The sequence below is a fragment of the Streptomyces sp. NPDC013157 genome, assembly GCF_042899865.1.
Lineage (GTDB): Bacteria > Actinomycetota > Actinomycetes > Streptomycetales > Streptomycetaceae > Streptomyces.
The window spans coordinates 1-14973 of record NZ_JBIBAK010000010.1 but is presented as its reverse complement, the minus strand read 5'-3'; the positions used below and the strand labels follow the sequence as shown (position 1 = coordinate 14973).

The following is a 14973-nucleotide window of genomic DNA, read 5'->3' as shown; positions in this document are numbered from 1 at the left end:
GCGCGAAGTGGTCGCACACCGGTGCCCCTGGGGCGCACGCGCGCTTCCAGGGGCACGGGCTCACCTGCCGGCCGGGCCGGTCAGCCGCCCAGCGTGCCTCCCGCCGCGGTCGGTTGCGCCTGGGCGACCATCGGGTCGGTGTTGAGGTGGATGACACCGTAGTCGTACGCGTGCCGCCGGTAGACGACACTCGGCTCCTTGGTCTCGGAGTCGACGAACAGGTAGAAGTCGTGTCCGACCAGCTCCATCTCGTAGAGAGCCTGGTCGAGGGTCATCGGAGCCGCGACATGCGTCTTCTCGCGAACGACGAGGGGGCCTTCGCCCTGCACCTCGAGGGAGCCCATCTTCTTGGTGGGCACTCCGTCCGCGTCCTCGGGGTGGACGGGGCTGCCGTTCCCGTTGAGCGTCGCCGCGCCCGGGACGTGGTCGGGGACCTCGGCCGCCGAGATCCGCCGTGCGCCGCGGCGCGAGAACCGCTTGTCGTGCTGCTTGCGCAGCCGCGCGTCCAGCTTCTCCGCCGCCAGGTCGAGTGCCGCGTACGGGTCACTGGCCGCTGCCTCCGCCCGGATCACCGGACCGCGGGAGCGGAGCGTGATCTCCACTCGGTCGCAACGGTCGGCCTGTCGGGGGTTGGGCTCCTTGGACACCTCGACGTCGAGGCTGATCACCTTGCCGTCGAGCTTCTGGATCTTCTCCAGCTTCAGCTTCTCGGCCACGTGCTTGCGGAACCGCTCAGGCACCTCGGTCTTGCGGCCCTTGACGACGATGTCCACGCAGAACTCCGTTCCCGGATCACTCCGCTGCGCTGCGGAGCATCTCCCTTTTTGCACCCAGCTCCGGTGAACCCCGGAGCCTCGGACTCGGCGACTTCACCTCCTCCTCCCCCATGGGCAAGATCCGCACCCCAGCACCGCGATGATTGCGGAAAACCCGCGGCACGGCATTCGGATAGGGGAGACATGGCCTGCGGCTTTCTCCCTCACAACCGAACATATCTCGCCCGGACGGATGGCGTCACCCTCTACTGATGCGTACCTCCATTCAGGTGAATTGACCCCGTCACTACCTGCAACGATGTACGTTCACGGTCAGTTCCGGTTCATTTCGAAGGAATCCGGTGCGGCCGCGACCACAGCGGCACGGACCGGCCCCGCGAGGCCGTTCACCTCGGCCATTCCCGATGTGTTCCGTGCCCACTTCGCCCGCTCTTCCGCTGGTCCGGTCTTCCGTTCCTCCCTTCCTTCCCAAGCCGCGCGCCGATACACAGCCGTTGTCACCTCTCCTGTCCCTTCGCCCCCGGCAACCTCTCGCACCGCACGCGCCGCCTCCGCGAGGGTGGCGCCCGTGGTGACGAGGTCGTCGACGAGGACGACCCGGCTCCCGGCCAGCAGCCGGGCGCCGCCCGCCGTCACCTCCAGCGCGCCCGCGAGATTCGCGAACCGCTGCCGGGCGTTGAGCCCCGCCTGGTCGGCGACGGCCCGCCGCTGCCGCAGCACCGGGACCACCCGGGCCGAGGCTCCGGCACGCCGCAGCTCCGCGGCCGCCGCGAGAGCGATCCGCCGCACCGGATCATGCCCCCGCGCCCGCACGGCCCACGGCGCGGACGGCACCGGGAGGAGCAGCACGGGCCCGGACCCGCCGGCGCCACCCGCCGTACCGCTCCACGAGGGGACGATCCGCACGGTCCGGCCGTCCCGAAGCCCGGCCGGGCCGTCCTGAAGCGTGTCCCACAGCCCGTCCCGAAGCCCGGCCCGCACCGATCCCGCCAGCGCCGCGCCCAGCGCTGCGGCGAGCGCCAGCGCACCGCGCTCCTTGTGGGCGAGGAGAGCCGCCCGTACCTCGTCCGCGTAAGGCGCCGCCGCGTACACCGCCGGCAGCCCGGGCGGTTCCGGCACCGGTCGCACCCGGCGCGGTACGGCCCCGCTCAGGGCGGCACGGCACTCGTCGCAGAGCACTGTGCGAGGCGTCCCACAGCCTCCGCACTCGGCCGGTAGCACCAGATCGGTGAGGTCCTGCCACCACCCCCGCATGTGCCCACTGTGCCAACGACCGGCCCGACCGGCCACCCCTGTGGACAACCGCCTGGGGACAACTCCACCCGCCACGCACGGCGTCTCACCCACGCGGGTGAGAAGGAGCATTGCCGTACCGGAGGACGGTTGCCCGGGGGCGGACCACAGCTCCCGTCCGCAGCCCACGAAAACGGCCGCCCCGCCGGCTCGACGCCGGACCGGGACGGCCGCTCAGGCACGGCTCGGGCCTCAGCCCGGATAGACCGGCGCCGACCCGTCCTTGACCACCTTCTGCCACTGGTCTCCGGACGGCAGCCGCACGATCCCGTCGTCCTGCGAGTCGGCCACCAGCGCCACCCGGTCGTCCTCGGACGCGGCGATCGCCAGGACACCCGTGAGCGCTGCGGGCGCCGGCCCGTCCGGCGTGGATCCGTCGACCTGGACGTACCGCGTCTGCTGCACGCCGCCCTGCTCGCGCCCGACCACCACGAGCCTGCTGTCCCCGGCCCAGGACATCGCGGTGACCTCCTCGGATCCGGGGGTCGCGGAGCGCGGTTCGAGGACCGAGACCTCCTGCTGGTCGTCGGACTTGGTGCGCTCGATCCGTCCGACGAGCAGCGACTGCTTGTCGTCCTTCTCGACGACGAGCGCGATCCGCACGCCGTCCGCGGCGACCCGCACGTCCTTGATGCGGCCGTCCAGTTCGGGGATCTGCACGGCCACGGGCTGGCCCACGCCCTGCGCCAGCATGTACAGCTGCGGCTTGGCGGGGTCGCGGTCGGCCACCCACAGGTCACCGCGGGCGTCCCAGCTCGGCGCCGTCAGCCGGTCGTCCTCGGTCGCACCGTGACTGGTCAGCACGGCACCACCCAGCGAACCGTCCGACGCGAGCGAGGTGACGTACAGCGCCCTGCCGTCGCTGCTGACCCCGGCCGCGGTCCGCTCGTCGCGGGCGACCGCCACCGACCGCAGCGGCTTGGTGCCCGCGCCGAACGGGCCCGGGACCGCGACCGCGCCGGTGCTGGTGCCGGTGCCGGCAGTGGTCATCCGCACCAGCCGGTGCTTGCCGTCGAGGAAGTACAGGTAGTCGGGGCGCTTGGTGGAGGCACGCCACGCGGTCGCCTCGGCCTGCTCCTCGTCGACGTCGCACATGTGGGCACCGTTGACGGACTGCAGCGCGACCGAGTCCACGGTGGGCGTCAGGTTGCGCAGCGTGAAGAGCAACTGGGTCGCCATCTCGCCGCACTTGGCGGAGCCGATCCGGGACGCCTTGACGTTCAGCGGCACCGTGAGCCGGTTCTGGTCGTCCGGCACCAGCCCGGACACGCCCTTCTTCAGCGCCGTACCGGTCGGAAAACTCGACCGGACCACCGGGCCGAGCCAGGTGGTGGGCCCCTTGAGCAGCGAACGCACCAGCTGGGTCGTCGGATCGACCCGGCTGCGCACGAAGACGGGATCGGCAACCGCCACCGGCTGCCCGGTCTCCGCGGCCGACGTGTCCGAGGCGAAGTAGTACTTGTCGACCGACGTGTAGTTGCGCTGGAAGTCGGACCTGCCCATCACGACTCCCTGCGGCAGCGAGTCGATCCGCCACTGCCCGCTCTTGGCGTCCCTCGTCAGATGCACCGACCTGCGGTACGACCCGTCCGCCGGCGCGTACGCCTGCTGCGCGTCGACGGTGGCCACCCGGCTGCCCTGCAGCGTGTAGGTGATGCTGCTCGTGCCCTCACGGCCCGCCGGCCGCGGGTCCGTCTGGATGCTCGGCCCGTTCGCCAGCACCGTGGCCTGCGACTCCGGCTGCCAGGTCTTCGCGGCGGCCTTGGTCAGGTACTTGCGCGCGGTGTCGTAGTTCGGATCGTCACTGGTCAGGGCCTCCAGGAAACCCTGCACGATCTCCGTGGACGAGGCGTCCTGCTGCGGCGGCATGGCGAAGACCCGCACCTGTGTGTCCTGCCGTGGCGTCGACTCGACGTCCCGCAGGTCGCCGCTGTCCGGCATGGAGGCACAGCCCCCCAGCAGAACGGCCCCACAGGCGGCGTACGCCACCGCGCGCGCGAGCCTGCGCCGGGCGCTCCCCTCGCGGTCAGCGCCCACGAAATGCCTCCCCTGGCTTGTTCGACTCGTCCGCCCCGTCGCCCTGGCCTGTCTCGGGCGTGTCCTCCTGACGCCGGGCGCCCTGGGCCGGACGGGGCACCACGCGCGCGCCGTTGCCGGGCAGCGCGGTCGGGTCGGCGGTGGGGGCCACGGCGGCCATCCGCTGCGTCATCGGTGCGAGCGACGACGCCTGGCCGCCGCCGGGCTGCACCGGGACGGTGGCCCGCTTGTCCTCGCCGCTCGGCAGGCCGGCCTCGTTGAGCCCCCGGTTGCGTCGGGAGTCCTTGGGCTCCAGGGGTATCGGCGAGCCCCGCAACGGCTCGTCCGCCGTCCTGGGGAGCGTCAGCCGGAACTGCGAGCCGCCGCCCGGTTCCCCCCACGCCTGCAGCCAGCCGCCGTGCAGCCGCGCGTCCTCCAGGGCGATCGACAGCCCCAGGCCCGTACCACCGGTGGTACGCGCGCGTGCCGGGTCGGCCCGCCAGAAGCGGCTGAAGACCCGGGTCGCCTCGCCGGGCTTGAGGCCCACACCGTAGTCGCGCACCGCGATCGCGACCGCCCCGCCGGCCGAGGCCAGTTTGACGACGACATCCTTGCCCTCGCCGTGCTCGACGGCGTTGACGACCAGGTTGCGCAGCACCCGCTCCACGCGCCGGGCATCCGCCTCGGCCACCACGGGCTGCAGGTCGCCGAGCACGCGTATGTGCGTGCCTTTGCGCTCGGCGAGCGGCGCGGCCCCGCTGACCACCCGCCGTACGACCTCCCTGAGGTCTATCGGCTCGGCCTCCAGCGCCGCCGCGCCCGCGTCGAAGCGGCTGATCTCCAGCAGGTCGGCGAGGAGCGACTCGAACCGGTCCAGCTGGTCGGCGAGAAGCTCCGCGGACCGCGCGGTCACCGGGTCGAAGTCCTCGCGGGCCTCGTGGATGACGTCGGCCGCCATCCGGACGGTCGTCAACGGGGTCCGCAGCTCGTGCGAGACGTCCGACACGAACCGGCGCTGCATCCGCGACAGGTCCTCCAGCTGCTGGATCTTCAGCTGGAGGTTCTGCGCCATCTTGTTGAAGGCCTCGCCGAGCCGCGCGATGTCGTCCTCGCCGGTGACCTTCATCCGCTCCTGGAGCCGCCCCGCCGACAGCCGCTCGGCGATCCCGGCCGCCATCCGCACCGGCGTGACGACCTGCCGCACGACGAGCCAGGCGATGGCCCCGAGGAGGACGACGACGAACAGCCCGGCGGTCGCCAGCGTGCCCTTGACCAGGCTGAGGGACTTCTCCTCCTGGGTGAGCGGGAAGAGGTAGTACAGCTCGTACGGGTCGTTGTTCGGATCGCTGACCTGCTTGCCGATGACCAGCGCGGGCTGCGACTCCTTGTCGTCCGTGTAGATGATCCGGGTATAGCTCTGCGCGGCCGTCGTATTGCCGTTGATCCGCGCGCGCAGGTCGTCGGGCACGCTGGCCGTCGGGTCGACCTGCCCGGAGGCCCGCGTGCGCCCGCCGCCGCTGTTGTTGTCGCCCGCGGGAAGTGTGACCACGTCGAAGGCGCCCTGGCCGCCACTGGAGAGGGACTCGACGAGGTCGCTCATCCACGAGGTGACGTTCTGCGACTGCCGCCCGTCCGCCGACTCGGCGGTGTCACCGGTGCCGGTCGCGGCCTCGTCGGCCTTCTGCTTGGCCACCGCGAAACCACCGGTGGCCTGGCTCTGCGAGGCCTTCACCTTGGCGTCCAGCAGACCGTTGCGCACCTGCCCGATGACGACGAAGCCGAGCAGCAGGACGACGCCCAGCGACATCAGCAGGGTGGTGACGACGACCTTGAGCTGGATGTTGCGCCGCCACAGCCGCATGACCGGCAGCAGCGGCCGCCGCACCCAGCGCATGAACAGGCGCAGCACCGGGCTGCCCTGAACCCCGCCCTGGAGCAGCCCGCCCTCGAAGAGCAGGCGCCAGCGCGAACCGAACCGTTTGCCGCCGACAGGCCGCTCCGGACGGTCCCCGGACCGGCCGGGGGCCGAAGCGGCGCTGTCCCCGGACATGTCAGCTCGGTCCCGCCTTGTATCCGACACCACGGACGGTCACCACGATCTCCGGCCGCTCCGGGTCCTTCTCGACCTTGGAGCGCAGCCGCTGGACGTGAACATTGACGAGACGGGTGTCCGCCGCGTGCCGGTAGCCCCAGACCTGTTCCAGGAGCACCTCGCGCGTGAACACCTGCCACGGCTTGCGGGCGAGCGCGACCAGCAGGTCGAACTCCAAGGGGGTCAGCGCGATCGACTGCCCGTCCCGCTTCACCGAGTGCCCGGCCACGTCGATGACCAGGTCGCCTATGGCGAGCTGCTCGGGCGCCGGCTCCTCCGACCTCCGCAGCCGGGCCCGGATCCGGGCGACCAGCTCCTTCGGCTTGAACGGCTTCACGATGTAGTCGTCCGCGCCCGACTCCAGGCCCACGACCACGTCGACGGTGTCGCTCTTCGCCGTGAGCATCACGATCGGCACCCCGGACTCCGCCCTGATCAGACGGCACACCTCGATACCGTCCCGACCGGGCAGCATCAGGTCCAGCAGCACCAGGTCGGGCTTGGTCTCCCGGAAAGCGGCCAGCGCCTTGTCGCCGTCGGCTACGAAAGACGGCTCAAAACCTTCACCACGCAGCACGATGCCGAGCATCTCGGCCAGTGCGGTGTCGTCGTCGACGACAAGGACTCGTCCCTTCATAAACGACATCATCCCATTCTCATAACAGTGAAGGTTGCGCAGGTGACCAGGCTCACCGGCCAGTGACCCTAGCCGCTGGGGACCGTCACTGTCTGCCCCCGTCCGTCGACGTTGATGTCAGCCGCGGATGTCAGCTCGCCCGCCTGGCGAGTGTGCCGAGGATACCGATCGGCCTACCGCGACTGTCCGAGGTCAGCCATGCTCTGCATGGCTCGATCACCTCTGCCGCTGCCGCGCCTATGCCCCCTGCTCTCCGCATCCATGGGGAAATCGGTGCGTCTGTACTGGGGTTACATAGCAGTCGCGGCCCTCATCGTCGCGTGGACTCAGCGGTGGTCACTAGCGATCGTTGTCACTCTCTCGGTCGCGGTCTCGGCGGCATCCTGATGGGGTGCCGGAACCGCCGGCATCGTTGGCAGAAGGTCAAGTGATCGTTCTGCGCAGCAAGGCCGGAGATTGCAGCCGGGCAGCCTTTCCGACCGCGACTGAGAAGTTCAACGCCTTCCCAGCTGTGGGAGGTCTTCTTTCGGCTGTCGCGGCGGTGATCGTTCCCGTCATGACAGGAGGGTGAAGACCCGCCTGCCTGGGTCGATGGCAGACGGGATGGGAGCACCCCGCGCACGCCACTGTCCGCCGGCACCCGCGAACGGCGCCCCCGCCATCTCGGAGCCTGAGCGCCCCCGCCGGAGGCTGCTCTGACCGTGGCTGCTTCTCGACGGCGATCGAGTCATGTCCCGGCGTTGGCCACGTGGGCGCGTGTCGGCGCAGCGCACGCAGAGCGGGCCCAAGGCAGGAGCGCAGCGCGCAGCGGAGCCGGGAGCGCGCCCGGCGAAGGAGCGCAGCCGGCTTGATGAGGTGGAGATCTGTGACAGGGCACTGGGTGACCGGACGGCGGCCACGTTTGGCAAGGCGAGGTACACCTTGCGGCGGACGGACGATGCCCCCTCCACGCCACCTGATATGGCATTGCCTTGATGTCAACCACAGATGCCAACGGCCCCTCTCCTACGAATCGCCGCAGGTGGAGGGGCCGTTCCCGTCGGTCGAGCCGGCGTCATCCCGTTAGCTAGATCGTTACCTGGCGTGACCTGGCACACAGCTCCGCAAGACCCTCAGCCGTCACGGGAGAAACAACGCCTTCCTCGGTGACGATCGCTGTCACCAACTCGGGCGGCGTCACGTCGAACGCCGGGTTGTACGCCTGGGTCCCCAGGGGGGCCACCGGAATCCCGCCTCCCGCTCCCGCAACCGGCACCTGCGGTGCTGTGACCTCGGTCACCTCGTATCCGGGGCGCTGCTCGACCTCGATGGATGCCCCGTCCGGGGTCTCCGGATCCACCGTCGTCAACGGCGCCACCACGATGAACGGCACATGGTGGTACCGCGCGAGCACCGCGAGCGGATAGCTCCCCACCTTGTTCGCCACCGATCCGTCGGCCGCGATCCGGTCCGCCCCGATCAGCACCGCGTCCACCTCCCCCGCCGCGAACAGCGAACCGGCCGCGTTGTCGGTGAGCAAGGTGTACGCCATGCCGCTGCGAGCCGCCTCGTATGCCGTCAGGCGAGCGCCTTGCAGCAACGGACGCGTTTCGTCCACCCAGAGCCGCCTCAGCCGCCCCGCCCGGTGCGCCTTGAGGGCCACCGCGAACGCCGTTCCTTCCCCTCCCGAGACCAGCGATCCGCTGTTGCAGTGGGTGAGGATCCTGTGCCCTCCGCCGGGCAGCAGTTCCTCCAGCAGCGCCAGCCCGTGCCCGGCCATCCGGGCGCTGGCCTCGGCATCCTCCCGGTGCAGCGCCCGGGCCGCCCCCAGCGCCACCGCGGCCGCCGCCCCGCTGTCACCGCTCTCGGCCAGCGAGGACCGGTACGCCGACGCGGCCCTGTGCACCCCGACGGACAGGTTCACGGCCGTGGGCCGGGCACCCGACAGCGCCACCGCGGCCTCTTCCACGTCGAAGCCCCGCGCGGCGGCGAGCGCCACCCCGTACGCCCCAGCTATCCCGAGCAACGGCGCCCCGCGCACCGCGAGCGAACGGATCGCCTCGACCAGTGCCGACGCGTCCGTGCACACCAGCTCGACCTCCTCCGCAGGCAATCTGGTCTGGTCGAGAAGGACCACCACCGGACCCTCGGGCGGCTCCTCCCACCGGATCACTGGCATTCCCGTCGGCCGCTTGTCCTCGCCGGTTTGCGCGTACTGATCAGCCATGGGCTCAGTCTGCCCCGTATCCGGCGGACAATTGAAGGTGCGCAGCCTCTACCGCGGCCGGTCACTGGGCGCCCACCCCATGGCACGATGGCAGCCAACCTGCCGCCGCGCTCGCGGACGGGCACCGTGAAGGAGCTTCGATGAACGACACTCCGGGCTGGGCCTCGCCCGGATCCGCCCCGTCCGACGGGCGGGAACCCGGCGCGTCCGCCCCTGCCGACCGCCCCGTCCCCGCAGGGCCTGTCGAACCGCCCGCCGACCAGCCGGGCACGGATCCACAGGGCTCCGGCTCGCAGTGGTCCAAGGAGCAGCCGCCACCCGGCCAGTGGTCCGCGCCCACCGGCGCCCCGGCACCAGGCCAGGCACCGCCACCACCTCCCGGCCCCGGCTGGGGTGGCCAGCCCCCCGGCGGCGGTTACGGAGGACCCGGAGGACCCGGAGGCTACGGCCCGCCCGGCGGATACGGCCCGCCCGGTGGCTACGGAGCCTGGGGCGGTGGCTGGGGCGGTCCCCCGCCTGCCGCCAAGCCCGGCGTGATCCCACTCCGCCCGCTCGGCGTCGGCGAGATCCTCGACGGCGCCGTCTCCACCATGCGCACCTACTGGCGCACGGTCCTCGGCATCTCGCTGACGGTCGCCGTCGTCACCGAGGTCGCGGTGATCCTCCTGCAGGGCCTCGTCCTGAACGACACCGAGACCACCGACGCCCTCAACGACCCGGGCGCCTCCCTCACCGAGATCAGCCGCGCCCTCGCCGAGGTCGCGCTCAGCTCGGGCGCCGTCCTGCTGATCACCCTGGTCGGCACCATCATCGCGACAGCCCTGCTGACGACCGTCACCAGCCGCGCCGTACTCGGCAAGTCCGTGACCATCGGCGAGGCCTGGCGCGACGCACGTCCGCAGGTCCTCAAACTGTTCGGCCTCATCCTCCTGACCGGGCTCATCGCGGTCGGAGTCGTGGTCGTCGGCGCGCTGCCCGGCATCATCGTCGCGATCGCCGGCGGCCCGAGCGGCGCCATCGCCGCCCTGCTCATCCTCGGCATCCTCGCCGGTGTCATCGTCACCGTGTGGCTGATGGTCCGCTTCTCGCTGGCCTCGCCCGCCCTGATGCTGGAGAAGCAGGGCATCACCAAGTCCCTGGTCCGCTCCACCAAACTCGTCCGCGGCTCCTGGTGGCGGGTCTTCGGCATCCAGTTCCTCGCCTCGATCATCGCCAACATCGTCTCGTCGCTCGCCGTGGTCCCCTTCACCCTCATCGGGGCCTACGCCGGCGGCCACGGCCTGACCGGCTTCCTCGAGAACACCAACGACAACTACGGCTGGACGTTCCTCGTCATCAGCGGCATCGGCTCGGTGATCGGCTCCATGCTCACCTTCCCGATCAACGCGGGCGTCACCGTGCTCCTCTACATCGACCAGCGCATCCGCCGCGAGGCCCTCGATCTCGAACTGGCCCGCGCCGCAGGTGTCGAGAACTACGGCGCCGGCACCCCCGGCACCGTCCCGGGGAGCTGATGCGGTGAGCCCGACGGGGGGAGTCCTCGCAGCGGTGCCCGCAACCCTGCCGCGCGCCGCCGGCGAGGCCGTACGAGGCCTGCTGCAGGCTCGGGACACAGCGCTGCTGTCCCTGACCGGCTCGGACGGCCAACCGCCCGTGACCATCCCGCGCGACCCCGCACGGGAGGCGGCACGGCGTGAACTGTCCAAGCGGATGTACCACGAGAACGACCCCGGGCTGTTCCAGCGCGCCCTGAACGCCGTCCTGGACTGGGTCGACCGGCTGCTCTCCGCCGCCGCGTCCGCGACGCCCGGAGGCGCACTGGGCCTGGTCGTCGTGGTCCTGGCCGTCATCGCCGTCCTGGGCGCCCTGTGGTGGCGCCTGGGCGCCCCCCGCCGCCAACCCGTCTCCGCAGCCACCCTGTTCGACGACCGCCCCCGCAGCGCCGCCGAACACCGCGCGGCCGCCGAGGCACACGCCGCCCAGGGCCACTGGAACCAGGCACTCCAGGAACGCATGCGCGCCGTCGTCCGCGCCCTGGAGGAACGCGCCCTCCTCGATGTCCGCCCCGGTCGCACCGCCGACGAGGCCGCCGCCGAAGCCGGCCGCACCCTGCCCGCCCACACCGACCGACTGCGCGCCGCCGCCCGGGAGTTCGACGACGTGACGTACGGCGGCCGCAGGGCGACCCAGGCATCATACGACCGCATCGCCGACCTCGACCTCGACCTGGAACGCACCAAGCCGATCCTGGCCGGCAGCGCCAACAGCTCCAGCAGCGCCCACAGCACCCGCCAGGGAGCCGCCGAATGACCACCGGCGCAGCCTTCCCGGCCACCTCCACCGCGCCCACCACCCGCCAGGTGTGGACCCGAACCCGGGGCGTCGTCCTCGCCGTGGTGCTCGTCCTCGCCGGGGCCGTCGCCATCGCCGTCATCCGCTCCGACAACAGGCACGGCGACCTCGACCCACGCTCCGCCGACCCCTACGGCAGTCGCGCCGTCGCCGAACTCCTCGCCGACCGGGGCGTGGACACGCGCGTGGTCACCACCCTGGCCGAGGCGCGCGCCGCGGGCGGCCGCGACACCACCCTTCTCGTGGCCGTCCCGGACCTGCTGACTCCGCACCAGCAGTCGCTGCTGCGAAAGTCGACAGCCCGCTCGGACGGCCGCACCGTCCTGGTCGCCGCCGGCAGCACGTCCGTCGAACGGCTCGCCCCCGGCGTCACCGCCGACCCCGCCAACAGCGTCCGGTCCACGCTCGACCCCCACTGCACGCTGGCCGCGGCCCGGCGAGCGGGCAGCGCCGACACCGGTGGCATCCGCTACAGCACCACCCATCTCAACGCCGACTCCTGCTACCCCAGCCAGCGCCTGGCCACGCTCCTCCGCATCCCCGCAGCCTCCGGAGACGGTGACACCGTCGTCCTCGGCGCGCCCGACATCCTGCTCAACGACCGCCTCGACAAGCAGGGCAACGCGTCGCTCGCCCTCCAGCTCCTCGGCTCCCGCCCCCATCTGGTCTGGTACCTCCCCTCGCTTTCCGACGCCGCGGCCACCGGTACCGGCGACCAGAAATCCCTGTTCGACCTGCTGCCCTCCGGCTGGCTCTGGGGCACGCTCCAGCTCTTCATCGCGGCCGCCCTCGCCGCCTTCTGGCGGGCACGCCGGCTCGGCCCCCTCGTGCCCGAGAAACTACCTGTGGCGATCCGCGCCTCCGAGACCGTCGAAGGGCGCGCCCGCCTCTACCGCAAGGCCAGCGCCCGCGACCGCGCGGCCGCCGCTCTTCGCTCCACCGCACGCACCCGCCTCGCCCCCCTCGTCGGCGTCCCCGTCTCCCAGGCGCACGCGCCCGAGGCCCTGCTCCCCGCCCTCTCCGCCCACCTGCACGGCGACGGACAGACCCTGCAAGCCCTGCTCTTCGGACCGCCGCCCGGCGACGACGCGGCCCTCATCTCCCTCACCGACCAGCTCGACGCCCTCGAAAGAGAGGTACGCCGTCCATGATGGACCCGACCACTGACAACGCCGGGAACACCGGGAACCCGGCCGACGCCCGGGCCTCCCTGGAGGCCCTGCGCGCGGAGATCGCCAAAGCCGTGGTCGGCCAGGACCCCGCCGTGACCGGCCTCGTCGTCGCCCTCCTCTGCCGCGGACACGTTCTCCTTGAAGGAGTCCCCGGAGTCGCCAAAACGTTGCTCGTCCGCGCCCTCGCGTCCGCGCTCGAACTGGAGACCAAGCGCGTCCAGTTCACCCCCGACCTCATGCCGAGCGACGTCACGGGCTCCCTCGTCTACGACACCCGCACCGCCGAGTTCTCCTTCCAGCCCGGCCCGGTCTTCACCAACCTCCTCCTCGCGGACGAGATCAACCGCACCCCGCCCAAGACCCAGTCGTCCCTCCTCGAAGCCATGGAGGAACGCCAGGTCACCGTCGACGGCATCCCACGCCCGCTCCCCGATCCGTTCCTGGTCGCCGCGACCCAGAACCCCGTCGAGTACGAGGGCACCTACCCCCTGCCCGAAGCCCAGCTCGACCGCTTCCTCCTCAAACTGACGATCCCTCTGCCCTCCCGCCAGGACGAGATCGACGTCCTCACCCGCCACGCCGAGGGCTTCAACCCTCGCGACCTGCGCGCCGCCGGCGTACGCCCCGTCGCAGGCCCGGCCGACCTCGAGGCCGCCCGCGCAGCGGTCGCCAAGACGACCGTCTCCCCCGAGATCACCGCCTATGTCGTCGACCTCTGCCGCGCCACCCGCGAGTCGCCCTCCCTCACCCTCGGCGTGTCCCCGCGCGGCGCCACCGCCCTCCTCGCCACCTCACGCGCGTGGGCCTGGCTGACGGGCCGCGACTACGTCATCCCCGACGACGTCAAGGCCCTCGCCCTGCCCACCCTCCGCCACCGCGTTCAACTCCGTCCCGAGGCCGAGATGGAAGGCGTGACCGCCGACTCGGTCATCAACGCGATCCTCGCCCACGTTCCGGTCCCCCGCTGATGCCCCTCACCGGACGCGCCGCCCTCATCGCGGCCATCGGATCGATCCCCATCGGCATCTGGGGACCGAGCTGGACGGGCATCCTCGCCGTCGACGGCTCACTGGCTCTCGCCTGCGCCTGCGACTTCGCCCTGGCGGCTCCGGTACGACGTCTCGTGCTGAACCGCTCTGGCGACACGTCCGCTCGCCTGGGCGAGACCGCGGACGTCACCCTGACGGTGACCAACCCGTCCGGACGCCCTCTCCGGGCCCGCCTCAGGGACGGCTGGCCGCCGAGCAGTTGGCAGCCCGGCACAGAGGTCGAGGCCTCACGACACCGTCTGACCGTTCCCCCGGGCGAACGCCGGCGCGTCACGACCCGCCTGCGCCCCACCCGCCGCGGCGACCGCCAGGCGGACCGCGTCACGGTCCGCTCCTACGGTCCCCTCGGCCTGTTCTCCCGCCAGGGCGGCCACAAAGTGCCCTGGACTGTACGGGTTCTGCCCCCCTTCACCAGCCGCAAGCATCTGCCGTCGAAACTCGCCCGATTGCGTGAACTCGACGGCCGCACCAGCGTCCTGACCCGCGGCGAGGGCACGGAATTCGACAGCCTTCGCGAGTACGTCCCCGGCGACGACACCCGCTCCATCGACTGGCGGGCAACGGCCCGGCAGTCGGCGGTCGCGGTACGCACCTGGCGTCCTGAACGCGACCGGCACATCCTTCTCGTCCTCGACACCGGACGCACCTCCGCCGGCCGAGTCGGCGACGCGCCCCGCCTGGACGCCTCCATGGACGCGGCACTCCTCCTCGCGGCCCTCGCCTCGCGCGCGGGCGACCGAGTGGATCTCCTCGCCTACGACCGCCGGGTCCGCGCTCTGGTCCAGGGCCGCGCCGCGGGCGACGTCCTGCCCTCCCTGGTCAATGCAATGGCCACACTGGAGCCCGAGCTCGTCGAAACGGACGCCCGCGGCCTGACCGCCACCGCGCTTCGAACGGCTCCACGGCGTTCCCTGGTCGTCCTGCTCACGACACTCGACACCGCTCCGGTCGAGCAGGGACTGCTTCCCGTGCTCTCCCAGCTGACCCAACGGCACACGGTTCTGCTCGCTTCAGTGGCCGACCCGCATATCGCCCGCATGGCGACGGCTCGTGGAAACACCGACGCGGTGTACGAGGCAGCAGCGGCCGCACAAGCCCAGAGCGAACGGCAACGGACCGCGGAGCAGCTCCGTCGGCACGGTGTGACGGTCGTGGACGCGACGCCTGATGATCTCGCCCCTGCGTTGGCGGACGCATATCTGGCCCTGAAAGCGGCGGGCCGACTCTGATTCTCGGTCGGCAGGGTCCGCGGCCGGCCCTGCCGAATTCCCTCTGAGCCCACTAAAACGCAAAAGAGCCCCACACCGTGAGGTGTGGGGCTCTTCCCAATATTTGTTCGGCGGTGTCCTACTCTCCCACAGGGTCCCCCCTGCAGTACCA

11 protein-coding genes are annotated in these 14973 nt (G+C 71.6%); 5 read left to right on the top strand and 6 right to left on the bottom strand.

The window, feature by feature from the left end; all coding sequences use genetic code 11:
• Positions 1-80: 80 nt before the first annotated feature.
• From hpf to mtnA, 6 genes are all read right to left on the bottom strand, one after another.
• Positions 81-773, bottom strand: a complete 693-nt coding sequence (hpf, locus tag ACFY6U_RS27600; RefSeq protein WP_390042457.1) for a ribosome hibernation-promoting factor, HPF/YfiA family — start codon at positions 771-773, stop codon at positions 81-83.
• A gap of 315 nt (positions 774-1088) precedes the next feature.
• Entirely contained in the window at positions 1089-2030 is a 942-nt protein-coding gene (locus ACFY6U_RS27595; protein WP_390042455.1) for a phosphoribosyltransferase family protein, read from the bottom strand.
• Positions 2031-2261: 231 nt separating this feature from the next.
• On the bottom strand, positions 2262-4106 hold the full coding sequence (locus ACFY6U_RS27590) for an LpqB family beta-propeller domain-containing protein (RefSeq protein ID WP_390042453.1): 1845 nt from the start codon (positions 4104-4106) through the stop codon (positions 2262-2264).
• A complete protein-coding gene (gene mtrB, locus ACFY6U_RS27585; RefSeq protein WP_351501481.1) occupies positions 4096-6135 on the bottom strand; it encodes an MtrAB system histidine kinase MtrB in 2040 nt (679 codons plus the stop codon). The genes ACFY6U_RS27590 and mtrB overlap by 11 nt, the downstream gene beginning before the upstream one ends.
• Position 6136: 1 nt before the next feature.
• Entirely contained in the window at positions 6137-6826 is a 690-nt protein-coding gene (gene mtrA / locus ACFY6U_RS27580; protein ID WP_015659998.1) for a two-component system response regulator MtrA, read from the bottom strand.
• Between the two features lie 1054 nt (positions 6827-7880).
• The gene (gene mtnA, locus ACFY6U_RS27575; RefSeq protein ID WP_390042450.1) at positions 7881-9020 is read right to left on the bottom strand and encodes an S-methyl-5-thioribose-1-phosphate isomerase; all 1140 of its coding nucleotides are present in this window, start codon (positions 9018-9020) and stop codon (positions 7881-7883) included.
• A gap of 140 nt (positions 9021-9160) precedes the next feature.
• On the opposite strand from mtnA, the gene ACFY6U_RS27570 reads away from it, so the two are divergent.
• From ACFY6U_RS27570 to ACFY6U_RS27550, 5 genes are read left to right on the top strand one after another with little or no spacing between them, the layout of a single operon-like run.
• Positions 9161-10534 (top strand): hypothetical protein, encoded by a 1374-nt coding sequence (locus ACFY6U_RS27570; RefSeq protein WP_390042449.1) that lies wholly within the window; start codon positions 9161-9163, stop codon positions 10532-10534.
• 34 nt (positions 10535-10568) lie between these two features.
• The gene (locus ACFY6U_RS27565; RefSeq protein WP_390042447.1) at positions 10569-11330 is read left to right on the top strand and encodes a DUF4129 domain-containing protein; all 762 of its coding nucleotides are present in this window, start codon (positions 10569-10571) and stop codon (positions 11328-11330) included.
• Entirely contained in the window at positions 11327-12523 is a 1197-nt protein-coding gene (locus tag ACFY6U_RS27560; RefSeq protein WP_390042445.1) for a DUF4350 domain-containing protein, read from the top strand. Before ACFY6U_RS27565 ends, ACFY6U_RS27560 begins: the two co-directional genes overlap by 4 nt.
• Positions 12523-13512: an AAA family ATPase gene (locus tag ACFY6U_RS27555; protein WP_390042960.1), complete on the top strand. Its 990-nt coding sequence runs from the start codon at positions 12523-12525 to the stop codon at positions 13510-13512. The genes ACFY6U_RS27560 and ACFY6U_RS27555 overlap by 1 nt, the downstream gene beginning before the upstream one ends.
• Entirely contained in the window at positions 13512-14822 is a 1311-nt protein-coding gene (locus tag ACFY6U_RS27550) for a DUF58 domain-containing protein (RefSeq protein WP_390042444.1), read from the top strand. Before ACFY6U_RS27555 ends, ACFY6U_RS27550 begins: the two co-directional genes overlap by 1 nt.
• Positions 14823-14973: the final 151 nt, after the last annotated feature.

Coding starts and splice junctions, on each gene's coding strand:
- ACFY6U_RS27595 (WP_390042455.1), bottom strand. CDS start 2,030: ATGCGGGGGTGGTGGCAGGACCTCACCGATCTGGTGCTACCGGCCGAG.
- mtrB (WP_351501481.1), bottom strand. CDS start 6,135: ATGTCCGGGGACAGCGCCGCTTCGGCCCCCGGCCGGTCCGGGGACCGT.
- mtrA (WP_015659998.1), bottom strand. CDS start 6,826: ATGATGTCGTTTATGAAGGGACGAGTCCTTGTCGTCGACGACGACACC.
- mtnA (WP_390042450.1), bottom strand. CDS start 9,020: ATGGCTGATCAGTACGCGCAAACCGGCGAGGACAAGCGGCCGACGGGA.
- ACFY6U_RS27570 (WP_390042449.1), top strand. CDS start 9,161: ATGAACGACACTCCGGGCTGGGCCTCGCCCGGATCCGCCCCGTCCGAC.
- ACFY6U_RS27560 (WP_390042445.1), top strand. CDS start 11,327: ATGACCACCGGCGCAGCCTTCCCGGCCACCTCCACCGCGCCCACCACC.
- ACFY6U_RS27555 (WP_390042960.1), top strand. CDS start 12,523: ATGGACCCGACCACTGACAACGCCGGGAACACCGGGAACCCGGCCGAC.
- ACFY6U_RS27550 (WP_390042444.1), top strand. CDS start 13,512: ATGCCCCTCACCGGACGCGCCGCCCTCATCGCGGCCATCGGATCGATC.